This is a genomic window from Lutimaribacter marinistellae (genome assembly GCF_042648365.1).
Lineage (GTDB): Bacteria > Pseudomonadota > Alphaproteobacteria > Rhodobacterales > Rhodobacteraceae > Lutimaribacter_A > Lutimaribacter_A marinistellae.
In genome coordinates this window covers 366219-392480 of sequence record NZ_JBHRXI010000017.1, presented here as the reverse complement: position 1 = coordinate 392480, position 26262 = coordinate 366219, and the positions used below count along the sequence as shown (strand labels likewise).

At 64.4% G+C, this 26262-nt stretch carries 22 protein-coding genes and 1 tRNA gene; 11 read left to right on the top strand and 12 right to left on the bottom strand.

The window, feature by feature from the left end; genetic code table 11:
• Nucleotides 1-740: calcium-binding protein (locus ACFORG_RS18370; RefSeq protein ID WP_386736995.1), on the bottom strand; the 740-nt coding region annotated here is incomplete at its 3' end.
• A 111-nt stretch (nt 741-851) separates the two neighbouring features.
• Nucleotides 852-3401 carry a hypothetical protein gene (locus tag ACFORG_RS18365; protein ID WP_386736994.1) on the bottom strand — a complete coding sequence of 850 codons (2550 nt, stop codon included), beginning with the start codon at nt 3399-3401 and terminating at the stop codon, nt 852-854.
• Between the two features lie 245 nt (nt 3402-3646).
• Between ACFORG_RS18365 and ACFORG_RS18360 the strand changes: the two genes are divergently transcribed.
• Both ACFORG_RS18360 and ACFORG_RS18355 read left to right on the top strand, forming a co-directional pair.
• On the top strand, nt 3647-7705 hold the full coding sequence (locus tag ACFORG_RS18360; protein WP_386736993.1) for an ExeM/NucH family extracellular endonuclease: 4059 nt from the start codon (nt 3647-3649) through the stop codon (nt 7703-7705).
• Nucleotides 7706-7819: 114 nt separating this feature from the next.
• Nucleotides 7820-9139 carry an MFS transporter gene (locus ACFORG_RS18355; RefSeq protein WP_386736992.1) on the top strand — a complete coding sequence of 440 codons (1320 nt, stop codon included), beginning with the start codon at nt 7820-7822 and terminating at the stop codon, nt 9137-9139.
• Between the two features lie 486 nt (nt 9140-9625).
• On the opposite strand, the gene ACFORG_RS18350 is transcribed toward ACFORG_RS18355, so the two are convergent.
• Together ACFORG_RS18350 and ACFORG_RS18345 are read right to left on the bottom strand one after the other, a co-directional pair.
• Nucleotides 9626-9700 (bottom strand) — tRNA-Val (locus tag ACFORG_RS18350).
• Between the two features lie 19 nt (nt 9701-9719).
• On the bottom strand, nt 9720-10145 hold the full coding sequence (locus ACFORG_RS18345; RefSeq protein WP_386736991.1) for an HU family DNA-binding protein: 426 nt from the start codon (nt 10143-10145) through the stop codon (nt 9720-9722).
• Between the two features lie 193 nt (nt 10146-10338).
• Between ACFORG_RS18345 and ACFORG_RS18340 the strand changes: the two genes are divergently transcribed.
• Nucleotides 10339-11214 carry a sulfurtransferase gene (locus ACFORG_RS18340; protein ID WP_386736990.1) on the top strand — a complete coding sequence of 292 codons (876 nt, stop codon included), beginning with the start codon at nt 10339-10341 and terminating at the stop codon, nt 11212-11214.
• A gap of 54 nt (nt 11215-11268) precedes the next feature.
• Complete coding sequence (locus ACFORG_RS18335) at nt 11269-11655, top strand: lysozyme inhibitor LprI family protein (RefSeq protein WP_386736989.1); 387 nt, start codon at nt 11269-11271, stop codon at nt 11653-11655.
• 87 nt (nt 11656-11742) lie between these two features.
• Here the strand turns inward: ACFORG_RS18335 and lon are convergent, their stop codons facing one another.
• The 3 genes from lon to tgt form a co-directional block, all read right to left on the bottom strand.
• Nucleotides 11743-14154 carry an endopeptidase La gene (gene lon, locus ACFORG_RS18330; RefSeq protein ID WP_386736988.1) on the bottom strand — a complete coding sequence of 804 codons (2412 nt, stop codon included), beginning with the start codon at nt 14152-14154 and terminating at the stop codon, nt 11743-11745.
• A 206-nt stretch (nt 14155-14360) separates the two neighbouring features.
• A complete protein-coding gene (locus tag ACFORG_RS18325) occupies nt 14361-15437 on the bottom strand; it encodes an alkene reductase (protein ID WP_386736987.1) in 1077 nt (358 codons plus the stop codon).
• Between the two features lie 228 nt (nt 15438-15665).
• Nucleotides 15666-16796, bottom strand: a complete 1131-nt coding sequence (gene tgt, locus ACFORG_RS18320; RefSeq protein ID WP_386736986.1) for a tRNA guanosine(34) transglycosylase Tgt — start codon at nt 16794-16796, stop codon at nt 15666-15668.
• A gap of 179 nt (nt 16797-16975) precedes the next feature.
• Here tgt and ACFORG_RS18315 point away from each other — a divergent pair, with 179 nt between their 5' ends.
• The 6 genes from ACFORG_RS18315 to tpiA all read left to right on the top strand — a co-directional run bounded on the left by ACFORG_RS18315 (nt 16976) and on the right by tpiA (nt 21696).
• Nucleotides 16976-17869: an SPFH domain-containing protein gene (locus tag ACFORG_RS18315; RefSeq protein WP_386736985.1), complete on the top strand. Its 894-nt coding sequence runs from the start codon at nt 16976-16978 to the stop codon at nt 17867-17869.
• Entirely contained in the window at nt 17866-18144 is a 279-nt protein-coding gene (locus ACFORG_RS18310) for a hypothetical protein (RefSeq protein WP_386736984.1), read from the top strand. Before ACFORG_RS18315 ends, ACFORG_RS18310 begins: the two co-directional genes overlap by 4 nt.
• Before the next feature lie 88 nt (nt 18145-18232).
• Nucleotides 18233-19891 (top strand): mechanosensitive ion channel family protein, encoded by a 1659-nt coding sequence (locus ACFORG_RS18305; RefSeq protein WP_386736983.1) that lies wholly within the window; start codon nt 18233-18235, stop codon nt 19889-19891.
• Nucleotides 19892-20045: 154 nt separating this feature from the next.
• On the top strand, nt 20046-20408 hold the full coding sequence (locus ACFORG_RS18300) for an SUF system Fe-S cluster assembly protein (RefSeq protein ID WP_386736982.1): 363 nt from the start codon (nt 20046-20048) through the stop codon (nt 20406-20408).
• A gap of 104 nt (nt 20409-20512) precedes the next feature.
• The gene (locus tag ACFORG_RS18295) at nt 20513-20878 is read left to right on the top strand and encodes a HesB/IscA family protein (RefSeq protein ID WP_386736981.1); all 366 of its coding nucleotides are present in this window, start codon (nt 20513-20515) and stop codon (nt 20876-20878) included.
• 68 nt (nt 20879-20946) lie between these two features.
• Nucleotides 20947-21696, top strand: coding sequence for a triose-phosphate isomerase (gene tpiA / locus ACFORG_RS18290; protein ID WP_386736980.1), 750 nt, complete (start codon nt 20947-20949; stop codon nt 21694-21696).
• On the opposite strand, the gene tsaA is transcribed toward tpiA, so the two are convergent.
• From tsaA to ACFORG_RS18275, 3 genes are all read right to left on the bottom strand, one after another.
• The gene (gene tsaA / locus ACFORG_RS18285; RefSeq protein WP_386736979.1) at nt 21693-22169 is read right to left on the bottom strand and encodes a tRNA (N6-threonylcarbamoyladenosine(37)-N6)-methyltransferase TrmO; all 477 of its coding nucleotides are present in this window, start codon (nt 22167-22169) and stop codon (nt 21693-21695) included. The genes tpiA and tsaA overlap by 4 nt on opposite strands.
• A 58-nt stretch (nt 22170-22227) precedes the next feature.
• Nucleotides 22228-23124, bottom strand: coding sequence for an RNA polymerase sigma factor RpoH (gene rpoH / locus ACFORG_RS18280; protein ID WP_386736978.1), 897 nt, complete (start codon nt 23122-23124; stop codon nt 22228-22230).
• A 132-nt stretch (nt 23125-23256) separates the two neighbouring features.
• The gene (locus ACFORG_RS18275; protein WP_386736977.1) at nt 23257-24306 is read right to left on the bottom strand and encodes an RluA family pseudouridine synthase; all 1050 of its coding nucleotides are present in this window, start codon (nt 24304-24306) and stop codon (nt 23257-23259) included.
• On the opposite strand from ACFORG_RS18275, the gene ACFORG_RS18270 reads away from it, so the two are divergent.
• Nucleotides 24305-24616, top strand: a complete 312-nt coding sequence (locus ACFORG_RS18270; protein WP_386736976.1) for a DUF6476 family protein — start codon at nt 24305-24307, stop codon at nt 24614-24616. The genes ACFORG_RS18275 and ACFORG_RS18270 overlap by 2 nt on opposite strands.
• Before the next feature lie 72 nt (nt 24617-24688).
• On the opposite strand, the gene ACFORG_RS18265 is transcribed toward ACFORG_RS18270, so the two are convergent.
• Together ACFORG_RS18265 and ACFORG_RS18260 are read right to left on the bottom strand one after the other, a co-directional pair.
• Nucleotides 24689-25414: a Hint domain-containing protein gene (locus ACFORG_RS18265; RefSeq protein ID WP_386736975.1), complete on the bottom strand. Its 726-nt coding sequence runs from the start codon at nt 25412-25414 to the stop codon at nt 24689-24691.
• 186 nt (nt 25415-25600) lie between these two features.
• A complete protein-coding gene (locus ACFORG_RS18260) occupies nt 25601-26248 on the bottom strand; it encodes a sulfotransferase family 2 domain-containing protein (protein ID WP_386736974.1) in 648 nt (215 codons plus the stop codon).
• Between the last annotated feature and the right edge of the window lie 14 nt (nt 26249-26262).

The window sequence follows — 26262 nt, the reverse complement described above, 5'->3', positions numbered from 1 at the left end:
TTGCCCGCCCCGCCATAGAGCAGGTCCGACCACGCCTGACCGGTCAGGACATCGTCGCCATCCGCACCGATCACGGTATCCGTGCCGAACCCGCCCGAGACGGTGTCGTTGCCCGCATCCCCGCGCAGCTCGTCATTGCCATACCCGCCATCGATGCTGTCATTGCCGTCGCCACCATAGACGACATCGCGCAGGTCGGCCTCGGTCGCGCCGCCCTCGATCACGTCGTCGCCTTCGCCGCCAATGAGCGTATCCGTGCCGTCCCCGCCCCGCAGCGTGTCATCCCCGGCAAGACCGTTGAGCGTGTCGGCGCCGCTGCCGGAATGAAGCTCGTTCGCATCGGCCGTGCCGATCGCCCGTACGTCGACCGCCCCGATCAGGCGGTAATTCTCGATGTTCAACATCGTGTCACGACCGGTTTCGGGAAATTCTAGGGCGTATTTCGTCCCCGCCGAAAGATCGGCAAACACCGTGAAGCTTCCGGCCTCCACATCCGGCACATCATCGACCACCCAGTCAATTCCCGCGCCGCCATCCGCCGTATCCCTGCCGGGGCTGTTCTCGAACAGATCGTCGCCGTCGCCACCCTCCATGCTGTCATCCCCGGCGCCGCCGACAAGCGTGTCGTCGCCGCCAAGACCAAACAGGGTGTCATTCCCGTCCAGACCTTCGATCAACTCACCTTCGTTGGTTCCGGTCAGTTCCTCCGGACCATTGGTTCCCAAGACAGGTGTAGACATCACAATCCCCCCGAAAAGCACAGCTACGAAATCGAAGCCTGCCACCGCAGGGGCGATTCCGTCAAATCTGCCTGCCGGGGTCACCCGGTTGGTGACCGGGTGAAAACCGCGTCACGCCAGCAGGTCGAACACCTGCCCGCCGATCTGGAGGTTGATCGCCCCCTGACCGTCGCCATCCACCAGCGCCCAGAGCAGGTTGCCCGACGGGATATGCGTGATGAATGCCTCCTGCACGCCCGCCACACCGGCGTTCTCGGTCTCGGCCCTCTGGACAAGGAAATCATCCGCCGTCGCCGCGCCCACGCCGCCGCCATAGACCAGCACGTCGCCCTGCGCCGCGTCATAGTCCTGGATCCAGTCGCTGCCGTGATCGGCGATACCAAGATGAAAGAACCGGTCGCCATCGGCACCGCCGTTCAACCGGTCGTAACCGAAACCGCCATTGATGAAGTCGAAACCGTCATTGCCAAAGATCACGTCGCCCAACGCGCTACCGGTCAGCTGGTCGTCGCCCGCGTTGCCGATCACCGTATCGGCACCGAACCCGCCGGCGATTGTGTCATTGCCCTCGCCGCCATGCAGCTCGTCATTGCCGTGGCCGCCATCGACGCTGTCATTGCCCGCGCCGGCATATACAAGGTCGCGCAGATCGTTCTCGGACGCGCCGCCCGCGATCTGGTCATCGCCGGCATTGGCGATCAGGGTATCGGCACCGTCCAGCCCGTTTATCGTGTCGTCGCCGTCGCCGCCCACCAGCCGGTCATTGCCGGGCGTCCCCTCGACCAGCAGGCCGCTTTCCTCGAACAGCTGCGACACCACGTAGACCCGCCCGTCCGTGGTGGGCAACTGATCGCCATCGGGTTGCAGCTCCAGCGGACCCGGTGCGCCGATCAGCAGGTCCGGCTCCCCGTCGCCATTCAGGTCGATCGGACCCGAGAGCGAGGCACCGGCCAACTGACTGGCCCCGTCCGCGCCGTCAAGCCGGATCATCCCGTACTGCTCCTGCCCCGCGCCCGGGTAATCGTCGAACCGAACGATCTGGTCGAAGTTCAGCAGATCCGAAGTCGGCCCCTCGTCCGCGCCGGTACGTCCCAGAACGACATAGACCGCGCCATCGCTGCTCCCGGCATTCGAGAACCCGACGACGAAATCATCGACGCCGTCGCCGTTGAGGTCACCCGCCTTGGACAGGTCCGAGACCAGCAGCCCCTCGCCCGTCGTGTCGTTTTCATCGTCCAACGCGACATCCGCCCCGTCGCCCGCGGACTTTCCAAGGATGCGAAAGGCCGCCGCGCCCGCAAGCGTGCCGCGCCCCGTCAGCTGGCCCGCCCCAAACAGGTCGGTATCACCCAACAGGCCATAGACCGCGCCCGTATTGGTGCCCGCATCGCTGTCCAGCAGCGGTGCGCGAATGCCGAGATCTTCGATCCCGTCGCCATTGATATCACCCAGCGTCTCGACGCGGATGCCGGTGGCCGAAAGCTCGCCGCTCGCCTCGCCCTGCAAAAAGACCTGGTCGCGCAGCGTGATCTCGGTCGGGGTCTCGCCCTGTCCGACCGTCAGAACGAACAGCCCGCCCGGCGTGTATTGCGCCTCGCTGCCCGCCGGCCCCTGAAGCTCGCCGCCAAACGGCGAGCCGAGGATCAGCTCGTCGCGGCCGTTCCCGTCCAGATCCGCCATGGCGATCGTTCCGAACAGGCCGATGCTGCCCACGAAATCCGGCATGCTGTCGCCATCCGCATCGGCGACGGTTTCGATGAAGCCTTGCGTAAAGAACCCCTTGCTTCCGTTGCCCTGCACGATATCGCCCGTGAGGTCGATCTCGGCTGGCATGGCGCTGCCACCGTAGATCGCGTAGACACGCCCGTCTGCCGCGACCGGCGTCAGGTTGGGCAGGCCCGGAATGTTGGGCAGCGTCGGCGGGACAAAGACCGACCCGTCGGGATTGTAAAGGATACCCGCCGCCTGGAACGTGCCCAGCGCCACGTCGGCTAGCCCGTCACCGTTCAGGTCGCCACCGCCGGCAAAGGACAGGCCGGTGCGCAGCGTGTCCGCCTCGGCATGGATGACCGTGACGCCCGGGTTGCCGTCCTGCCTGTTGCCCGGCAACGCGGCCAGGTCGATGATGCTGTTGCCCTCGCCGGTCAGGTCCTCGGCGCCCGGACCGCCATACAGGATATAACCGGTGCCGGGACGATGGTCGAAGGTTTCGAACGGGTTTGCCGGGTTCTCGACCTCGACGAAACTGGGTGCCGTCAGGAACACGTCGTCGAACCCGTCGCCATTGACGTCGCCCGCGGGCTTGCCGGCAAGAATGTCGTCAGACCGCTCGCCGATCACCAACAGACCGTTCCCGGCGATCTCGCCCTCAAACGACAGCGCGCCGGGTGTCAGGTCCAGCCTTCCATCGGCAAACTGGTTGGCCAGCGCGGTGCCTCCGTAAACGACATAGACGCCGCCCGCCTCCTTGCGGTTGGCATCAAAGAAATCGTGCCCCGATGCGCTGACCATGAAATCATCGACGCCATCGCCATTGAAATCGCCAATCACCGAAACACCGATCCCAAGGCCCGCGCCGTCGCCGAGGCTGTTCAAGTCGCCATCGATGGTAAAGCCGAACGGGGTCGCGGTGGTGCCGAATTCAGTCAAATCGCGTGCCATGAAACATGCCCTCACAAAATAAATCCAATTGTTATGAGGGCGGAGGCTAGCCGATTCCGGCCGCGTTTCAAGGGGATCACCCGGGCCTCGGCATCCGCTCGCCACCGGTGTCCCTCTCTGGCGCGGTCCCGGCCCCGATGACCAGGTGCGAAAACCAGAGCGCGAAAAACCGTGGCCCGTTTCGTCTCGCTGTTACACCGCCATGCGACAGCCCTCGCCATTCACATCCAACAGGAGACGGCGTCGTGGCGCAGAACAGGTTCTTCGGGTCGATCTGGCGGGATTCCACGCTGACCGGCACTTCGGGTAACGACTTTTTCAAAAGCTTCTTCGTGAACGACCGGATCGAAACCGGCACAGGGCGCGACCTCGTGCTGTCGGGCTTCGGCAACGACACCATTACCGTGGGTGAGCGCGCCACCGTCTTTGCAGGGGCCGGAGATGACGTCATCACGGGCGGCACCGGCCCCCTGCGCGCCTATGGCGGGTTCGGTAATGACGTGATTGTCGGCGGCGATGCCGATGACAGGCTCGATGGTGGCCGGGGCGACGACATCATTGCGCTCGGCGGCGGCAATGACCGCGTGCAGGGCGGTCGCGGCTTCGACACCGCCATCGTCGAAGGATCCATCCTTGCCTATGCGATCACCATGCGCGGCTCCAAGCTGATCCTCGACTCGGACACCGGGCGCGATGTGCTGCGCTCTGTGGAAAAGGTGCAGTTCGACGATTTCGACCTCTACCTCGACGGGCGGAACAATCCCGTCCTCGCCGGCAACGACACCGCAGAGACGACCGAGAACGCCGCCGTCATCATCGCCGCGGCGACACTGTTGGCGAATGACGCCGATTTCGACGGGGACAGCATCAGCATCCTCTCCGTCGACGCCGCCAGCGCCAAGGGCGCGACGGTCAGCTTTGACGGGACCGACCTCGTCTATATTCCCGGAACGCTCTTCGACAGCCTGCCTGCGGGTGAGACGACGACCGACACCGTCACCTACCAGGTCACCGACGGCAAGGGGGGCACCGACATCGCAACGCTCACCATCACAATCCAAGGTGAAAACGACGATCCGCGCCTGCTGATCGAGCCTGCGATCGCCGTTGACGAAAACACCACCGCCGTCGCATCGGGCGCGCTGGCAACGGATGTCGACAGCAGCTCCCTATCCTTCTCGCTCTCCGGCACCGATGCGCAGTCCTTTACCATCGACGCGGCGACCGGCACGCTGGCCTTCGCCACGGCACCAGATTTCGAGGCGCCCCAGGATGCCGACGGCGACAACGTCTATGACGTCACCGTCACCGTCGAGGATGGCGATGGCGGTGCGGACTCCACCGATGTGGCCATCACGGTCAGCGACGTCCCGGAACTCGACGCGCGCATCAACGAATTCCACTATGACAACACCGGAACTGACGTGGGCGAATTCGTCGAGCTGCGCGTCGCCACGGGCCAGGACGCCTCCGGCCTCGGCCTCGTGTTCTACAACGGCGCCAACGGCACGGTCTATCGCACCGAAACCCTCCCCTCCGCGCCCACCCGCAGCGCGAACGGGTACGATTATTTCCTTGTCGAGCTTCCCACCAACGGCATGCAGAACGGTGCACCGGACGGGATCGCGCTGGTCAACGGAACCTCCGTGATCGAATTCCTCAGCTACGAGGGCAGCTTTACCGCGGCCGCTGGCACGGCAAACGGGCTCACCTCGACCGATATCGGCGTGTCCGAACCCGGCAACACACCGATCGGCCAGTCGCTCCAGCGCGACGAGGATGGTGACACCTGGCGCGCTCCCGAAGCCGAGACAAGGGGCGCGGCAAATGACAGCGGCTCGGACCCGGTGCTCGACGCGCCCTATGCGTTCGACTTCGAAACGGATTTCGTGGTTGAGGGTTGGCAGACCATCTCCGTCGATGCCGACACCGCCAACACATGGTTTGCTGACACGTTCAGCGGCGACAATTTCGTCGAGGTCAATGCCTTTGGCGACAGCGCCCCCGCCAATGACTGGCTGATCTCACCGCTGATCGACCTGTCCGCACTCTCCAGCCCCGTCGCAAGCTTTGCCAACACCAAGAATTTCGACGATGGCGGCATTTCCGACCCCGAGGTCAGCTTCCTCTACTCCACTGATTACTCCGGGTCCGGCGACCCCACCGCGGCCACATGGGTCGAACTGCCTTTCAACGCCTCGACCGGCGGCTTTTCCGAGGTATCTTCGGGCGAGATCGACCTTTCCGGCATCGGCGCTGCACAGGTCCACTTCGCGTTCCAATACGAATCCTCCGGCACCGGCGGCGGGTCCTCTTCACTGTGGCAGATCGACGATTTCGCTGTCGAGGATGCCACCAACGCGCCGCCCGCCCCCCTGACCCTGATCTCCGAGGTGCAGGGCTTTGGCACTGCCTCGCCGCTCGCGGGCACCCGCGTCACGATCGAGGCGATCGTCGTTGGGGATTTCCAGGATGGCAGCGCGGGCACCGATGGCGATCTCAATGGCTTCTTCCTTCAGGAAGAGGATCTCGACGCCGACGGTGACAGCCAGACCTCCGAAGGTATCTTTGTCTTCGACGGGTTCTCGCCCGCGGTCGATGTCGCCACCGGCGATCTTGTCCGGATCACCGGTATGGTCGACGAATTCTTCGGCGAAACCCAGATCGACGAAATCGAAAGCGTCGAGGTCATTTCCTCGGGCAATATCCTGCCTACCGCAGCGACACTCAGCTTCCCGGCGGCAGAGGTCACGACCAACTCCGATGGGGTGCTGATCGCCGATCTCGAGAAATACGAGGGGATGCTGGTCACCGTCCCGCAAGAGTTGACCGTCAGCGACCTGTTCACCCTTGGCCGCTTCGGTGATATCGGCCTCACGGCGGGCGGGCTGACGGAAACCTACACGCAGGCCAACGCGCCCAGCGTGGCGGGCTTCCAGGGCTTCATCGAAGATCAGGTCAGAAAGACGCTGGTCCTCGATGACGGATCGACCGCGCAGAACCCCTCCACCATCCCGTTCGAGATCGCGGGCGCAGACGGCAACATCGCAGGCCAGTTCGATGCCGGCGACGCGCTTGGCGCCGGCGACACGGTCGAGAACCTGACCGGTGTGCTCCGTTTCGGGCGCGGCTCCGGCGGGTCGGGCGACGAGATCTATCGCCTGAACCCGACCGAGACCCCGCAATTCGTCGACACCAACCCGCGCGAGGACAGCGCGCCCGATGTCGGCGGCACGATCACCGTCTCCTCCTTCAACGTGCTGAACTTCTTCACCTCGCTCGGCGACGAGGGGCTGACCGCCGGACCGAATGCCCTGAACGTGCGCGGTGCCGACAACATCCAGGAGTTCGACCGCCAGGTCGACAAGCTGGTCTCGGCCCTCGCCGAGATCAACGCCGACGTGTTCGGACTGGTCGAGCTTGAAAACGAGATCGGCGATCAGAACGGCGACGGTCAGTTCGCGCTGGAATACATCGTCGATGCGCTCAACCTCGAAACGGGCGGCAACTACCAGTATGTCGACCCCGGCGTGCCCTATGTCGGCAGCGACGCGATCATGGTCGGCATGATCTACGACGCCGACGCAGTCGCACTGGCCTCGGGCGCCACGGTCGAGGTGCTGACGGATGTCGATCTGCCCGGGCTCGGGCTTGGTATCGGCAACCCCGTCTTCGACGGCTCCGGTACCAGCCGCGCGCCGCTCGCCGCCACCTTCGAGGAGATCGCCAGCGGCGAGCGCTTCACCGTCGCGGTCAACCACTTCAAGTCCAAGGGATCGGTCAGCCCGTTCGGCAACAATGCCGGCATCGGTGAAGGCATCGGCAACAACAACGAGGCGCGGCTTCAGGCGGCGCAGGCGCTCGACGCTTGGCTCGACACCGATCCGACCGGCTCGGGCGACGACGACGTGCTGATCATCGGCGACCTCAACGCCTATGCGATGGAGGATCCGATCACCTTCCTCAAGGCCGAAGGCTACGAGGATCAGATCGAGGCGTTCCTGGCCGCAGACGCGTTCCCGCTCTCCTTCGGCTTCCCCGTCGATCTGGACACCGCCCCCCAGGCCCAGAGCTTCGGCGCGCTTGACTATGCGCTGGCCAACGGCGCGCTGGCGGCGCAGGTCACCGGCGCAGCCGAATGGCGCATCAACTCGGTCGAGGCCTCGGCGCTCGATTACAACACCAACTTCAAACCGCAAAACCAGATCGACGACCTCCATGCGGCGAACCCGTTCCGCTCCTCCGATCACGACCCGCTTATCCTCGGGCTCGATCTCGGCGCACCGGACACGCTGTTCGTCTGACCTCCCGGTCCGGGGCGGGCGACCGGCCTGCCCCGACCCTCCCCGGCCCTTGCCGCACCCCCTGCCGCGCGTTAGCCTTTCGGGGCGCGACCAACTCCCGCGCCCGGGCCGCCCATGTTCGCACTTCTCGCCGACCGTACCTTTCGTCACCTGTTCCTGGCACAGGTCGTTGCCCTGCTGGGCACTGGCCTTGCGACCGTCGCGCTCGGGCTGCTGGCCTATGACATCGCGGGCGACGGCGCCGCCATGGTGCTGGGCACCGTCTTCACCATCAAGATGATCGCCTATGTCGGCATCGCCCCCATCGCCGGCGCCCTCGCCGACCGGGTGAACCGCAGGGCGCTGCTCGTCGCGCTCGACATCCTCCGCGCCGGCGCGGCGCTGTGCCTGCCCCTCGTCACGCAGGTCTGGCAGGTCTACGTCCTGATCTTCGTCCTGCAATCGGCCTCTGCGGCCTTTACCCCGACCTTCCAGGCGACGATCCCCGACGTTCTGACCGACGAAGAGCGCTATACCCGCGCGCTGTCGCTGTCGCGCCTTGCTTACGATCTCGAGAACATCCTGTCGCCGCTGCTGGCCGCACTGCTCCTTGCGGTCATCAGCTATGACAGCCTGTTCCTCGGTACCGTTGCCGGGTTCGCGGCCTCCGCCGCGCTGGTCGTGTCGGTTCTTCTGCCCAGCCCCCAGCCCTCGGCACCGCGCGGGATCTACGACCGCACGACGCGCGGCCTGCGCATCTACCTCGGCACACCGCGCTTGCGGGGCCTGCTGGGCCTGAACCTCGCCGTCTCGGGCGCGGGCGCGATGGTGCTGGTGAACTCGGTGGTTCTGGTACGCGGGCAGCTTGGCCTTGGCGAAAGCGCGCTCGCATGGACAATGGCCGCTTTCGGCGCGGGCAGCATGATTGCGGCGCTGGTCCTGCCCCGGATACTTGAACACCGCGCCGACCGGCCGGTGATGCTGGCCGGTGCCTGCGCCATGGTGGCGACGCTTCTGGCGCTGGCCGCCGCGATCACCGTGACCGGCCTGACATGGCCACTGCTCCTTGCCGCCTGGCTGGCCGTGGGGCTGGGATACTCGACGGTTCTCACGCCTTCGGGCCGTCTGCTGCGCCGCTCCGCCCACCCCGAGGACCGCCCGGCCGTTTTCGCCGCGCAGTTCGCCCTGTCACATGCCTGCTGGCTGGTAACCTATCCGCTGGCGGGCTGGCTGATGACCGCGTTCGGCACCGTTCCCGCCCTCGTGGCGCTTGCCGCATTGGCACTGCTCGGCCTCGCCGCCGCAATGCGCCTCTGGCCCGCCGCCGATCCCGATACGCTCGAACACATCCACGATAACCTGCCGCTCGACCATCCCCACCTGCAAGGCCACAGGCGCCACGCCCACAGCTTCGTGGTCGATGACAACCACCCCCGCTGGGCGACGCGTTTATAGGCTCATGCATTCGCGCGCCATGCCTGGCAAGCTGCCACGCTCCAATCAAAGTATCAAAACGAAACTAACCTGTACTCACTTTCAAACGATACTACCGACAAGGTTGTAAAGAGTGAGAGCACGTAAATGATACCGCGGGCAATAAGGACATTATCCGAATCCGACAGCCCCGTTTTGGTACTCGAGGGCGGGCTCACGATGATCGCGGCCTTTGTAGACGGCCACTGGTGGCGGGTCGGCATATTGACCGAGGACCACAGCACCGAAGGCGGCAGTGTGGGCGACTGGCCGTTCAGACTCAAAGGCCTTGGCATGGCTTCGCACTGGCGACCGATCCCGCCTTGGTTCGGCTAGGCCGTTCGCGTCCCGCCTTGCCCGCACCCCGACACACTTCGCGCCGCTTGCCCCGCATCAGGCAAATGGCCTGGCCGACCAGGACATAAGCCCTTGAGGGCACCGGGACAAGGCGATCACACCGTGAGGAAATGGTGGGTGATAAGAGATTCGAACTCCTGACATCTTCGATGTGAACGAAGCGCTCTACCACTGAGCTAATCACCCGTGAGCCGGGGTATTACCCTCACTCGGCGGGCTCTGCAAGAGGGGTTTTGGGCTCTTCAGAATCGTTGTCGGCCGGAGCGCTCTGGCGGATCTTGGCGACCGTCACGCGGCCATTCGCCTTGTCCTCGGCACGGTTCACGCGCAGCTTTCCAAGCGGTTGCAGGTTCAGCGGGCGACCGTCGGCAATGGCCTCGCCCAGAACGGCCAGCATCGCCTCGACAGCGGGCTTGGCGAATTTCTTCTTCACGCCCGAACGCTCGACCACGAGGTCGATCAGTTCCTTCTTCTTCAGGTCCGGTTCGGCCACGACGGGCTCGGTCGTCTTGACCACCTTGGGCAGGACCGTCTCGGGCGCGGCCTCGGGCAGGTCCAGCGACGGTTTCGCCGTCCGCCGCACCGGGGTCTTGCGCGCAGCGGTGGTGGTCTTGGTTGTCTTGCGTGCCATGTGTTGTGCCTCTTTATCTGGGCTGCTCTTGTGGCCCGACCATAGCGTCTTGTCTCGAAAACCGCCACTGTTTCTCGAAACGGAACCCATATCCTGTGTTTCGGCGGTCTCTTCGGCACAAATCGAGGGCGGTTTGTGCCCATCCATGCCCGTGAGACCGGCACGGCAGGTCGGAACGTGCTATGCTCTGCCCATGACCGATCTCAGACATCCCGACGCCCTTGTCGACACCGCCTGGCTCGAGGCCCATCTCGACGACCCGAAACTGCGCATTTTCGATTGCTCCACGGTGCTCGATTTCAAGACATCCGATGGCCGGCCCTACCGCGTCCTGAACTGTAAACCGGAACACGATGCCGGGCATATCCCCGGGGCCGGTATCTTCGACCTGCAGGCAGAGTTCTCGGACCCTGACAGCCCCTATGGCATGACCCTGAGCCCGCCGGACAAGGTCGCCGCCGCTTTCGCGCGCCACGGCGTGGACGACGAGACCCGCGTCATCCTCTACAGCCGCCGCAGCCCGTCCTGGGCCACGCGCTTCTGGTGGATGCTGCACTGGCTGGGCTTTGACCGGGCCGCTGTCCTCGATGGCGGTTGGGAGAAATGGGCCGCCGAAAAACGCCCGCGCTCCACGACGCCCTGCACCTACCCACAAGGCCACCTTACCGTCAGGCCGCGGCCCGGCGCCTTCGTCGGCAGGGACGAGGTCCTCGCCGCCCTGCCCGAGCCGCAGACCTGCCTCGTCAATGCGCTCGGTGCGGATATCTTTCACGGACGCAACGCCCGCTATGGCCGACCCGGCCGCATCCCGGGCAGCGTCAACGTGCCAAAGGTCGACCTCGTCGATGCACGCACCCATGCGTTCCTGCCGCCGGACCAGATTGCAGCCGCCTTCGCCGCGGTGGGCGCCGACCGCGCGGACCGCCACATCACCTATTGCGGCGGCGGAATCTTTGCCACTGTCGATGCGTTCTGGCTCTACCAGCTGGGCCATGACAAGGTTGCGGTCTACGACAATTCGATGAGTGAATGGGGATCGGACGCAACGCTTCCCATCGAAACCGGGTGACACATGGCCTGTTCTGCCCCCTCATCCCCTTTCGACCGCCAAGGAGCCCACGCCATGTTCAGACCCGCCGCCTGCCTCGCGCTTGTCACCGCCCTCGCCGCCCCCGCCCTTGCCGATCCTGCCACCGAATGCGGCGGCAGCAGCCAGGTCGAGATCGGGGCCTGCGTTGCCGACACGCTCAAACGTGTCGATGCCACGGTCGAGCTGTACCTCGGCTTCGCGCGGGCCTCGGCTCAGGAGCTTGATGACGTCACGGGCCGCAGCGCGGCCGTGCCCGCGCTCGAGGCCGCACAGGCGGCATGGTCGGCCTATCGCGATGCCCAGTGCACTTTCGTCGGCGCCACGTTCGGCGGCGGTTCGGGCACCGGCATCGGGATAGACTCCTGCCGGATCGAACTGGGCCGGGACCGCGCCAAAGAGCTTTTGGCCCAGGTGCAGTAACCGCGACCGGCCAGCCCGGGAACTCATACAGACCAACGAAAAAGGGCGAGCCCGAAGGCTCGCCCCTTGTCTTGACTGGTTTCAGGCTCAGTGCGCCGTTGCACTTGCCGCCGCTTCGGCGGCCTTGGCGGCCGCTGCGGCCGCCGCGGCTTCCTCCGCCGCCTCGTCCCACTCGATGGGTTCGGGCTGACGGACCAGCGCATGTTTCAGCACTTCCGAGACGTGGCCGACGGGGATGATCTTCAGCCCCTCCTTCACGTTGTCGGGGATCTCGGGCAGATCCTTCTCGTTTTCCTCCGGGATCAGCACCGTCTTGATGCCGCCCCGCAGAGCCGCGAGAAGCTTCTCCTTCAACCCGCCGATCGCACTGGCATTGCCGCGCAGCGTCACCTCGCCGGTCATCGCGATGTCCTTGCGAACCGGGATACCGGTCAGCACCGACACGATCGCCGTCACCATCGCCAGACCCGCGCTGGGGCCATCCTTGGGCGTCGCCCCGTCCGGCACGTGAACGTGGATGTCCAGCGTGTCGAACCGCGGCGGCTTCACGCCCAGCTGCGGACTGACCGAGCGCACATAGCTCGATGCCGCCTCGATGGATTCCTTCATCACGTCGCCCAGCTTGCCGGTGGTCTTCATCCGGCCCTTGCCCGGCAGGCGCAGCGCCTCGATCGACAACAGCTCACCCCCGACCGAGGTATAGGCCAGCCCGGTCACGACACCGACCTGATCCTCTTTCTCGGCCAGACCGTAACGGAACTTGGGCACGCCAAGGAAATCAGGCAGGTTCTCGGGCGTCACCGTGACGGCCTCGGTCTCCTTCTTGATGATCTTGGTCAGCGATTTCCGTGCCACCTTGGCGATTTCGCGTTCAAGGTTCCGTACCCCCGCCTCGCGGGTATAGGTGCGGATGATCTCGGTCAGCGCCTCGTCCGTCAGGGTGAATTCCTTGGCCTTCAGGCCGTGGTTCTTCACCTGCTTCGGAACCAGGTGCGCCTTGGCGATCTCGCGCTTCTCGTCCTCGGTATAGCCGGCCAGCGGGATGATCTCCATCCGGTCAAGCAGCGGCCCGGGCATGTTATAGCTGTTGGACGTGGTCAGGAACATCACGTTCGACAGGTCGTATTCCACTTCCATGTAGTGGTCCACAAAGGTCGAGTTCTGTTCCGGGTCCAGCACCTCCAGCATCGCCGAGGCCGGGTCGCCACGGAAATCCTGTCCCATCTTGTCGATCTCGTCGAGCAGGATGAGCGGGTTCGTGGTCTTGGCCTTCTTCAGCGCCTGGATGATCTTGCCCGGCATCGAGCCGATATAGGTCCGGCGGTGACCGCGGATCTCGGACTCGTCACGCACGCCACCCAAGCTGATGCGGATGAACTCGCGCCCCGTCGCCTTGGCCACCGACTTGCCCAGCGAGGTCTTGCCCACGCCCGGAGGGCCGACGAGACACAGGATCGGCCCCTTCAGCTTCTTCGAGCGCTGCTGCACCGCAAGATACTCGACGATCCGCTCCTTGACCTTCTCCAGGCCATGGTGATCGGCGTCCAGGATCTCCTGCGCGCGGCCAAGATCCTTCTTGACGCGGCTCTTCACGCCCCAAGGGATCGACAGCATCCAGTCCAGATAATTGCGCACGACCGTCGCCTCGGCGCTCATCGGGCTCATGTTCTTGAGCTTCTTGAGCTCGGCGTCAGCCTTCTCGCGCGCTTCCTTGCTCAGCTTGGTCTCGGCGATCTTCGCTTCCAGCTCGGCCACTTCGTTCGAGCCGTCCTCGCCATCGCCCAGCTCCTTCTGAATGGCCTTCATCTGCTCATTCAGATAGTACTCGCGCTGGGTCTTCTCCATCTGGCTCTTGACGCGGGTCTTGATCTTCTTCTCGACCTGCAGCACCGACATCTCGCCCTGCATCAGGCCATAGACCTTCTCAAGCCGCTCGCTCACGCTCAGCGTCTCCAGAAGCTCCTGCTTCTGCTCCACCTCGATGCCCAGATGCCCGGCCACGAGGTCGGCCAGCTTGGCCGGTTCCTGCGTCTCACCGACGGCTGCCAGCGCCTCCTCGGGGATGTTCTTGCGCACCTTGGCATAGCGCTCGAACTCGTCCGCAACGGTGCGGATCAGCGCCTGTGTCGTGGTCACGTCACCGGGAATCTCCTGCAGGTACTCGGCCCGCGCCTCGAAGAAGCTGTCATTGTCGATGAAATCGGTGATCTGCACACGCGCCTGGCCCTCGACCAGCACCTTGACGGTGCCATCGGGCAGCTTCAGCAGCTGCAGCACGTTGGCCAGCACACCGGCGCGAAAGATGCCGTCGGCATCGGGGTCGTCCACCGACGGGTCGACCTGGCTCGACAGCAGGATCTGCTTGTCGTCCTGCATCACCTCTTCGAGGGCCCGCACCGATTTCTCGCGGCCCACGAAAAGCGGCACGATCATGTGGGGAAACACCACGATGTCGCGCAACGGCAGAACGGGGTAGGATGCGTTGAGGGGGTCTGACATGCTCTATCCTTATCACTGGCAAGATGGCTCCGGTCCCTCTCCGAGGCGACGCCCGGCCATCTCCTGTCTTGGAGGCTACAAATGGGGCTGAACTGGCCCCGCTTCAACCTCTGTCGCCGATCACAATGACCGACGGTTCTGGCGGGGGCAAGGCACGAATTGATCCGCCCCGCCCGCCGCACCGGTTGGATTACCCGGTTATACGGTTACGCGTTCTCGAGAACGGGATAGTCGGTATAGCCCTCGGCGCCGCCGCCATACCAGGTCGACTTGTCGCCCTCGTTGAGCGGCGCATCCCGGCGCAGACGCTCCGCCAGGTCGGGATTGGCGATGAACGGACGGCCAAAGGCCACGAGGTCCACCGCCCCCGATCCCGCACGCTCTAGTGCAAGATCGCGGTCATAACCGTTGTTGCCCATATACGCCCCGGTCCACAGCTTGCGTAGATCGTCGAACGCGCCGGTACGCGCGCCACCCGTCTCGCCCTCGACCATGTGCAGATAGGACAGGCCCATCCCGTTCAGCCGCTCGATGATGGGGGTATAGGTCGCGACCGGATCGCTGTCGGAAATCCCGTTCGCGGGCGAGAAGGGCGACAGGCGGATGCCCACCCGGCCCGGCTCCCAGACACCCAGAACCGCGTCCATCACCTCGAACAGGAACCGCGCGCGGTTCTCGACGCTGCCGCCATAGGAATCGCTGCGGTCATTGGCGCCATCCTTCAGGAACTGCTCGATCAGGTATCCATTGGCGGCATGCACCTCGATCCCGTCGAATCCGGCCTCCTTGGCGCTGCGCGCGGCATGGGCGTAATCGGCGACCACATCGGCAATCTCGGCCTCCGTCAGCGCGCGGGGGGTCGATGTCTCGACGAACCCCTCGCTGGTAAAGGTCTTGACCCCCGCGGGCTGCGCCGTGCTCGACACAGGGGCCGCGCCGCCCGGTTGCAGATCGACATGCGAGATCCGCCCGACATGCCACAGCTGGATGACGATCTTGCCGCCTTCCGCGTGAACCGCATCCGTCACCTTGCGCCATGCCGCGACCTGCGCGTCGCTGTGAATGCCCGGTGTCGCGATATATCCCTTGCCCTGCGGGCTGATCTGCGAGGCTTCGGTCACGATCAGCCCCGCACCCGCGCGCTGGCGGTAATACTCGACATGCAGATCGCCAACCTCGCCGGTCCGGTCATCGGCCCGGTTGCGCGTCAACGGCGCCATCACCACGCGGTTGGCTACTTCGATATCGCCCGCCGAAAAGGGGTCAAACAGGGGTTCGGTCATGCAAAAGCTCCTTGCTGTCGCGACGGCGCCGCGCGCCGCCTTCGCATCGAAGCTATGGGCGTTCCGGCCGCGAACAACCCCGACCCGCGACAAAGCCCCCCGCCGCTGCGGGAGGGTGGGCGGGGCGATCCGCGCGCATCGCGCGGGAGCGCCGTCCCACCCGACGCCCCCGAACCGAAACAAGATACCGCGCAGGCTCCGCAACCGGGAACCGCGCCTCCGTTTCGCTCACAGCGGCGGAATATCTCCCTCGGCCCGCAGCGCGTGGAACCCGGCTTCCCAGGCATCGAACCGACCCTCGGCAATCGCTGCGCGCATACCGGCCATGATCTCCTGGAAGTAATGCAGGTTGTGCCAGGTCAGCAGCATCCCCGAGATCATCTCGCCCGCCCGGAACACGTGATGCAGATAGGCCCGGCTGTATCCCGTACAGGCAGGACAGCTGCACTCTTCGTCCAGCGGGCGCGGGTCGTCCTGGTGGCGCGCGTTCTTGATGTTCACCACCCCGCGGCGGGTAAAGGCCTGCCCCGTCCGCCCCGACCGCGAGGGCAGCACGCAATCCATCATGTCGATGCCGCGCTTGACCGCGCCCACGATGTCGTCGGGCTTGCCCACACCCATCAGGTAGCGCGGCTTGTCCTGCGGCAGGAACCCCGGCGCATGGTCGAGGCAATCGAACATCGCCTCCTGCCCCTCGCCCACGGCAAGCCCGCCCACCGCGTAGCCGTCGAACCCGATCGCCTTCAGCGCCTCGGCACTCTCTTCGCGCAGGTCGCGCTCCAGCCCGCCCTGCATGATCCCGAACAGCGCATGCCCCGGCCGGTCGCCGAACGCGTCCCGCGACCGCGCCGCCCAGCGCATCGACAGGCGCATCGACTCCGCGATCCGGTCACGGTCGGCCGGCAGCGCCGGGCATTCGTCGAAACACATCACGATATCCGAGCCCAGCAGCCGCTGGATCTCCATCGACCGTTCCGGCGTCAGCTCATGTTTCGAGCCGTCGATATGGCTCTTGAAGGTCACGCCCCGCTCCGTCAGTTTGCGCAACCCGGCCAGGCTCATCACCTGGAACCCGCCCGAATCCGTCAGGATCGGCCGATCCCAGTTCATGAACCTGTGCAGCCCGCCCAGCCGGTCGATCCGCTCCGCCGTCGGCCGCAGCATCAGGTGATAGGTGTTGCCCAGCAGGATATCGGCCCCCGTCGCGCGCACCGATTCCGGCATCATCGCCTTGACGGTCGCCGCCGTGCCCACCGGCATGAAGGCCGGGGTGCGGATCTCTCCGCGCGGGGTCGAGATGACGCCGGTGCGCGCCGCCCCGTCGGTCGCTTTGAGATCGAACGAAAAACGCGCAGACATGCCCAGACCTTTCCCAAGACGTAAAAAACACCGCGGAAGTGCCGCAACCGGACCGGTTTGGCAAGCACCCCGCCATCAACCCGGCCTGATATCCCCGTCCCGCCCTTGCCAAGCGACAGCGCAGGAGGCACTCCTAACATTACCGTAGTCAGTAGCGTATCAAGATCAGGAGCCGCCCCATGAACGAAGACCAGATCCTCGGTCTCATATCCCAGAACATCCTCTACCTTCTGGGTGCGCTCTTCGTGGTCATCGTCGTACTCAAGGGGATCAAGATCGTCCCCCAGTCCGAGAAATACGTGATCGAACGCTTCGGCCGGCTGCACTCGGTTCTCGGACCCGGCATCAACTTCATTGTGCCCTTCCTCGACAACGTCGCGCACAAGATCTCTATCCTGGAACGCCAGCTGCCAACCGCCAGCCAGGACGCCATCACCCGCGACAACGTGCTGGTCGAGGTCGAAACCTCGGTCTTCTACCGCATCCTCAACCCCGAAAAGACGGTCTACCGCATCCGTGACGTCGATGGCGCCATCGCCACCACCGTCGCCGGCATCGTCCGGGCCGAGATCGGGCGCATGGATCTCGACGAGGTGCAGTCGAACCGCGCCGAACTGATTTCCACCATCAAGGCCTCGGTCGAGGACGCTGTCGACAACTGGGGGATCGAGGTCACCCGCGCCGAGATCCTCGACGTCAATCTCGACCAGGCCACCCGCGACGCGATGCTCCAGCAGCTCAACGCCGAACGCGAACGCCGCGCACAGGTGACCAAGGCCGAGGGCGCGAAACGCGCGGTCGAGCTCAACGCCGATGCCGAGCTTTACGCCGCCGAACAGCTCGCCAAGGCCCGCCGCATCGAGGCCGAGGCCGAGGCTTATGCCACCTCGGTCGTGGCGCAGGCGCTGCGCGAGAACGGCATCGAGGCCGCGCAATACCAGGTCGCGCTGAAACAGGTCGAGGCGCTCAACGCGCTTGGCGACGGCGCCGGCAACCAGACGATCGTGGTCCCCGCCCAGGCGCTCGAAGCCTTCGGCGACGCGTTCAAACTCTTCCGAAAGCCCACGTCATGACCGGCGCGCTCTGGTCGACATGGTGGGTCTGGGTCGCGGGCGCGCTGGTGCTCGCCATTCTCGAGGTCCTCGCCCCCGGTTACGTCTTTCTCGGCTTCGCGATCGGCGCGCTCGGCGTTGGCCTCCTGCTTCTGAACACGGGGCTGGGCCTGTCGCTGCCGCTCCTGCTGCTGATCTTCGCCCTGCTGTCGCTTGCGGCGTGGCTGGTGATGCGCCGCCTCTTTGCCCTGCCCAAGGGCCAGGTCACCCGTTTCGAGGACGACATAAACGACTGACCGCCACCGCCCCCGGTGAACCGATCCCCGTTTGACGCGTTACCTCCCCGCACGAGGGCAACACACGGCGGGTGGACGGGATCGGCGAATGAGAGTTTTTGCAAGGTTCGGCCTGATCCTCATCGTGGCCTGCGCGCTGCTGCTGCCCGCCCCCGCGCGCGCGCAGGACAGCCCGCTGGCTTGGTTCGAGGTGGACACACTCAATCCCGGCCTTGGCACGCCCCCCGACATCAACCGCGACAGCCCTCGCGCTGCCGTCGAAACCCTGATGGGCCTGCTCGGTGCCAGGGATTACGAGGGCGCCGCGCATCTTCTCGACCTGTCCGACCTCTCTCCCGGCGAACAGGGTTTTCACGGCCCCGACCTTGCGCGCAAGCTGGGCGTGGTGATCGAACGTCAGGTCGTCATCCCGTGGAACGACCTGACGGACCGCCCCGATGGCTGGATCGCGGGCGCGGACAAGGAACCCGGCACCGGCCGTGTGCGCCGCTCGATCCTCGTCAGCCTGCTCGAACTTGACGACCACCCCGTTCCGCTGCGCCTCAACCGGGTCAAACCGCAGGCCGACGACCCGGTCTGGATCATCGCACGGCAAAGCGTCCGCGACATCCCGCTGCTCTACGACCGGTTTCAACCGACCCGTCTGGAACGCGCCATGCCCGACTGGGCCCGCAAGGAGGGGCCGTTCGGGATGTATGTCTGGGAATGGCTGCTGCTGCCCGTGATCGGCCTTGTGGCGCTGGTTGCGGGATGGCTCGCCTATCACGTCGTCAGCAGGCTGGGTCGCATCAGCGACCGCCGCTTCGTGCAGTCCATCGTGCGCGCCTTTCGCTGGCCCGCCACGATCATCGTGGTGGCCATGATCCTCGGGCTTGCCACCTCGCGGCTGCTTGTCGTTACCGGCCCGGTGTCGCTGGTGGTGAAACCGCTCGTCCTGCTGCTTTACGTCACCGCGATCGCCCTCGCTGCCGTGCTGGTCGCCGACGAGGTGTTCGACCGCGTCTCGCTCAACTCGCCCAAGGATCTCGCCGATCCCGACAATGCCAGCTATCGCAGCCTCGCAACGTTGATCTCGGGCATCCGGAAATTCGTGATCATCGTCGCGGTGATGGTGGGCGCGGGCACGCTTCTCTCCTCGATCGAGGTCTTCAATTCGCTTGGCTACACGCTGCTGGCGGGGGCCGGTGCCATCACCATCGTACTGGGCTTCGCTGCGCGCGAGGTTCTGGGCAACATCCTTGCCGCCGTGCAGATCGCACTGAACCGCTCGGCCCGGATCGGCGACCTCATCGTGTTCGAGGGGAATTTCTGCACCGTCGAGCGGATTCACTTCACCTATGTGCAGCTTCTCATCTGGACCGGAACGCGATACATCGTTCCGGTTTCTGACTTCGTGACCGAGAAGTTCGAGAACATCTCGGCCAGCGAAGAACGCATGGTCCGACCGATCGAGATGACTTTCGCCCAATCCGCAGACGTCGCCGCGCTGCGCGACGCGTTCGACCGGGTCGTCGCGCGCATCGACGACGGCTCGCTTGCCCCCGACTGCGCAGTAACCCGCGTGATCGCGCAGGACGTGTTCGGCAAGACGGTCCGGTTCGAGTTGCCCACCACCAACCAGGCTACCTTCTGGGAATTGGAATGCCGCGCCCGCGAAGAGCTCCTGGCCGAGGCCGCCCGCATCGAGGAAGAAACCGGCCACCCCATCCTGCCCCAAGGTCCCCAGCGCGATCTGCCGGACGGCTGATGCGGGCCCCATACAGGGGGTACCACGATGTACAAAACGGACAAACCGGCCCCGCAGCCATGTACAAAACGGTCAATTCGCAGGGTACCGCCCACTGGACGACGGTTGCGGCATTTCCTATATAATCGCTCGGATACAGGAAACCGAGGACCAGATGACCCAAGCGACCGAACCGCTCGAAGGCGCTCCCCTGATCGCGCCCTCTACCGTGGACCACCCCCTCTACGACCAGGTCGTCGAGGCGTGCCGCACGGTCTACGACCCCGAGATTCCGGTCAACATCTACGAGTTGGGCCTAATTTATACTATTGATATCAATCAGGAAAACGAGGTTCGCGTCATCATGACCCTCACCGCGCCGGGGTGTCCGGTGGCGGGTGACATGCCGGGTTGGGTTGCCGATGCGGTCGAACCCATCGCGGGCGTCAAGCAGGTCGATGTCGAACTGACATGGGAACCGCCCTGGGGCATGGAAATGATGTCGGACGAAGCCCGGCTCGAACTCGGATTCATGTAAAAAACAACGCGGTAGCAAAGGGTTACACACCCGCAGCCGCATCCCTCTTGAGCCACAGGACACGCCCGCCTAGATTGAAATGGCGTGCGAGGATGGAGACACCGATGTTCGGCATACCCGGCAAACAGGCCGTGACCATGACACCCAAGGCCGCAGGCCAGATCGCCAAACTGATGGACAAAGGCGGCCACGCCGGCCTGCGCATCGGCGTGAAAAAGGGCGGCTGCGCGGGCATGGAATACACGATGGAGTATGTCGACACTGCCGACCCACATGATGAAGTGGTCGAGCAGGACGGCGCCCGCATCATGATCGCGCCCATGGCGCAGATGTTCCTCTTCGGGACCGAGATCGACTACGAGGTTTCGCTGCTCGAAGCGGGTTTCAAGTTCAAGAACCCGAACGTGGTCGATGCCTGCGGCTGCGGCGAGTCCATCAAGTTCGACGAAACGCTGAACCAGTCCGGCTGAGCATCCCGAGATTGCCCCGCCCGCCCCCTGATGCTATTGCAAGATCAACAGGATAGGGAGCGAAACTCATGCGGCGCAAACTGGCGGCGGGCAACTGGAAGATGAACGGAACCAGCACTTCGCTGGCCGAGCTCGAGGCGCTTGCACAGGCGCATCCCGCCCCATCGGTCGACGTGCTGATCTGCCCTCCCGCCACGCTGATCGACCGGGCCGCCCGGATCCTGCGCGAATCTTCCGTCGCTACCGGCGGCCAGGATTGCCACAGTGAGATGACCGGCGCGCATACCGGCGATATCAGCGCCGAAATGCTTCGCGACGCCGGCGCAACCGCGGTCATCCTCGGCCATTCCGAGCGCCGCGCCGACCATGGAGAAACCGATGAACGCGTGCGCGCCAAGGCCCGCGCCGCCCTTCAGGCAGGATTGATTGCCGTCATTTGCGTGGGCGAGAGCCTGGCGGAACGCGAAGCGGCGAATACGCTCGACATCATTGGCGGGCAACTCTCGGGCTCGATACCAGACCTCGTGACCGGCGAACAACTGGTTGTCGCCTACGAACCGATCTGGGCCATAGGAACCGGAAAAGTACCGGAAATCAATGAGATCGGAGAAGTGCACGAGTTCATTCGAGCCCGGTTGGAGCGTCGCTTCGGTGCCGGTGTCGGCCGGTCGGTTCGCCTGCTCTACGGCGGCTCGGTGAAGCCATCGAACGCTGCAGAGATCTTTGCCGTGCCCGAAGTGGATGGCGCGCTGGTCGGCGGGGCCAGCCTCAAGGCTTCGGATTTCTCGCCAATCATCACGGCGCTCGAGGCCGCCTAAAACTCCGCGCTTTGCTTGGGCGGTGCGATCGGTGAGAACGCGCAGATGTCCGGCTTGATATCGATCAGCGGCGTTCCGTCGATGCAATCTAGACCGCGAACCACAACTTCGCCCCCGTCAATCCCGACCAGCTTGACCTTTGACAGACCGATCGGGTTGGGCCGCACCGGGGAACGCAAGGCAAAGGTGCCGACCGTGCGCCCATCGCTCTTGGGGCTTTGCGTGACAAGGTCCCTCCGGCTGCGATCAAGCCAGTACAGGACGTCGATCATCTCGAACTTTTCAAGCCCTTGCAGCGCATCGCACCATTGGGGCTGAAGGACAAGCCGACACTCCGGTCCATCCAACCGCCCTTGCCTTGGACAAAGGGACCGATCCGGCCACGGCGTGCGGATAATGCCGATGAAGGCAACGCTTGCATCGGACGACACGGGCGCATCAGCACGAATCTCATTCTCTCGGATATCGGTCATTCGGAAAGACTGCTGAACCCTCCAGCCAAAGGCCAGAGGGTTTCAGGGCTTTGCTGGATCATTTCGCGCCCATCATGCCCTTTTCGCGGGCCAGTTCGCGCATCCGTTTCTGCAACTTTTCGAATGCGCGTACCTCGATCTGACGGATGCGTTCACGGCTGACATTGTACTGGCCGCTCAGATCCTCAAGCGTGACCGGCTGATCCATAAGGCGACGCTGGGTCAGGATGTCCTTTTCCCGATCGTTCAGAACATCGAGCGCCGCAGCGAGCAATTCGCGCCGCGCCTCAAGTTCGTCACGCGCCTCATAATCCTCGGCCTGGTTCGCCTCTTCGTCCTCAAGCCAGTCCTGCCACTGCATGGACCCCTCGCCCTCGGATCCGACCGTGGCGTTCAGAGATGCATCGCCGCCCGACATACGCCGGTTCATGCTGATGACCTCTTCTTCGGTGACGCCCAGATCATTAGCGATCTGCTTGACGTTTTCGGGGCGAAGATCGCCCTCTTCCAACGCACCGATGCGCGCCTTTGCCTTGCGCAGATTGAAGAAAAGCTTCTTCTGTGCCGAGGTGGTTCCCAGTTTCACAAGGCTCCACGACCGCAGGATGTATTCCTGGATCGAGGCGCGGATCCACCACATCGCATACGTCGCAAGGCGGAAGCCCTTTTCAGGGTCGAACCGCTTGACCGCCTGCATCAGGCCAACATTGGCCTCCGAGATGACCTCGGCCTGCGGCAGGCCATAACCGCGATAGCCCATGGCGATCTTGGCAGCGAGCCGCAAATGGCTCGTCACCAGCCGGTGTGCGGCCTCGGTATCCTCGGCTTCGACCCAGCGCTTGGCCAGCATGTATTCCTCTTCCGGTTCCAGAAGGGGAAACTTGCGGATTTCCTGCATGTACCGGTTCAGACCACCCTCGGGCGTCGGCGCCGGCAGATTCCCGTAATTTGCCATCGTCCCTTTGTCCCTCCTTAAATGTTTAAGGACTTAACATGCCATATGTGATCGCTACCACACACAGTCAAGACCGCTGAAGTGATAAGGCAATCAACGCTTGTTGAACGAATTGGTTGCCGTTTTCCGTCGCTAAATCGATTCGACCATCGGATTTTCGCCTCGAAGCGTCAGCAAGAGCAACGTCAGATCTGCGGGCAATTCGCTCTCGAACCGCAAATTTTCGCCAGAAATCGGGTGGTTGAAGCCCAAAACCGCCGCGTGGAGCGCTTGGCGCGGAAAGGACTGCACGGCGTCCTGCGCAGCTTGCGGCAAGGCGTTCGCGGGCAGTTTCCGCTTGCCGCCATAGACCGGATCACCGATCAACGCATGCCCGGCATGCGCCATGTGCACGCGGATCTGGTGTGTCCGGCCGGTTTCCAGCCAGCACTCGAGAAGCGCGGCCACGGACGGCGAACCGAACCGCTCGATAACCCGCGCCCGTGTCACGGCATGTTTGCCGCCATGAAAGGTCACCGCCTGTTTCTGCCGGTCGGTCTTGTGGCGTGCGATCTGCGTGGTCAGGCGCAGTACGTTGCCTGCCTCGAAACTCGCGCCGCGCACACCGCGCAGCCTCGGGTCACCGGCATCCGGCACGCCATAGCACAGGGCGCGATAGACACGCTCGACACTGTGCGCGGCGAATTGCTCGGCCAGCCCATGATGTGCGGCATCGCTCTTGGCCACGACCAGCAGGCCGCTTGTTTCCTTGTCGATCCTGTGCACGATCCCAGGACGCTTGACTCCGCCAACACCGGACAGATCCGCCCCGCAATGATGCAGCAGGGCGTTCACCAGCGTGCCCGAAGGGGTACCGGGCGCCGGGTGCACCACCATCCCCGCAGGTTTGTCGACAACGATCAGGTCGGCATCTTCGTAGACGACCGACAACGGGATCGCCTCGGGTCCGATGTGGCTGTCCTGCGCTTCTTCCACCTCGATCGTCACCTGCGCGCCCTCGGCGATGCTGGCCTTGGGGTCGACCACGACCGTGCCATCCACCGATACGGCTCCCTCACCGATCAGCCGCGCCAGCCGCGTGCGCGACAGCGCCGCCTCGTCTGGCACATCGCGGGAAAGCGCCTTATCAAGGCGGGGCGGCGGTGCGGCCGCGATCGTGAATTCTATCCGGCGGGTGGCCATGTCCGACAATTCCAGTTCGTCCGAGCCTGTAGAGACGCCGCAACTTCGCCTGCTGCGGCGAATGGTGATGCTTCTCACGGCGGTGATGATTGGGGGCGTCATACTGACCTTCGGCCTGATTGTCATCCGCCTGTCGGACCGTACCCCGACCCTGCCCGAAGATGTCGAACTGCCCGACGGCGCGCGTGCGCAGGCCGTAACGATCGGGCCGAACTGGTATGCGGTCGTGACGGCCGATGAACGCATCCTGATCTTCGACAAGGCCACCGGTCGCCTACGGCAAGAGATCCGCCTGAACGCCGCCCCATAAAAAGGGCCGGCACTTTGCAAGGAAGCGCCGGCCAAATAGGGAGACCGAGGGGGGTAGTCTCTCCTGAAAGCGTTACGGGTGCTCTGCGATCATCGCAGGGCGGCGCGGCCTGACGTGGCTGCTCGGGATACCTGCGGGCATGCATTCCGGCGGTGACGCCACGGCGCGAATGTCGTCATCTTCGCGCAGGCATTTCATCAAGAAGCGCCCCGCACGGCCATCGACCCGCTCGTACAATCCGCGGCCCACATCGTCACCACCGGGAAAGAGCGCAACGGGTCGGGGACAATAGGCCAGCATGCCACCTTCGACATAGACCGCCTCATCCCGCGCGAAGGCCAGTGTCACGACCTCAAGCGCATGCGCGGGGCGGCCGCGGTCTATTCCCCGCAACCCGCAAAGAAGACGGGCGGGAACTACGGCATAGGGTTCGCCAACGGCATCATGCACGGCATCGCATTCGATCAGCATTCCCTGTTCGGGCATCAACCACAGGTCACACCGGTTATAAAGCGCGCCCTCGGGGACATGGATCGGGAGGTGATCCTCGCCCAACTCGCACTCTGGCAGGACGAGGCGGTCGCGCTGGATATCCGTAACCGTCTGCATGGCATTGTCGAAGGTCAGCACCTTCTCGCCCACGCGCAGCTCCTCGACCGCGCGCCAGCCCAGGTTCGAGGCGACCTGCGTGCCGGCCATCAGGCCGGTATGGCCTGTAATCAACAGCCCATCGCCGATCGGGCTGGGCATCTCTTCTCGGCGGTCTTGCACCGCACGTCGTTCCAACCATTCGAACACGCCTTGTCCTTTCCTGTGGCAGCAGCAAGTGGCGTCTCGCCGTGTTCTCTATACGAGTGTCATCCAGCCCGATTCGCGTGCCCCCACTGTGCCGTTGTCGCGGCATGATTGTGGCAATGTTTCGGCAAATGCGAAAAATGCCCCCCGTTAACCGCGATTGGCGCATGAACGGAAACGCAGAGTAGGTTACCCGAAAGAATAGCCGAACCGGGCGATATCCTCGGCGCAAGCGGTTGCAATCGCCTCGGCGCTGCGGTCCGAGAAATAGGGACGGTAATCCCTGTCTCGCTGTGACCGGTTCTGGTGTGGCGGATCGAGCTTGAAACCCAGATGCACAGCAAGCGGGGCCTGATCCGCGACCAGTTCCTCGATACGGATGTAGGCGGCACATTGTTCGACCCCGTCGGCGCGCGTCATGTAATGACGTGCTGGCGTTGCCGAAAACGCGGCGAGCGTGTCGGCATGGGTCACGAACCGTTCGAATTCCAAGCTTTTTGCCAACCCTACGGCGGGATGATCGAACGCCTGCACCCGCAACCAGTGATAGTAGCTGACAGCCCGGTCCCACGGGTTGCGTACGAGGGTGAAGGCGAACAAACCGGCAAGCTGCTGAGGGGCGATCAGCCCATCAATATCGGCGAGTGTGGCGTGTTTCCACAATCGTCCCCGGGTCTTTGCCCCCTTGACACGGTGCCTACGCTGCCGGGCCTTGGGCGTGTCACCCAGCATGATATCATCCTTCTTCGCCCGCGCCTCAAGCGCGAGGGCCAGCGAGGTGCCGCCCGTCTTGGGGATGTGCACAAAGATGTAGCCGCGACCCGGCGAGATGATCATGCCGCGCAGGCTAG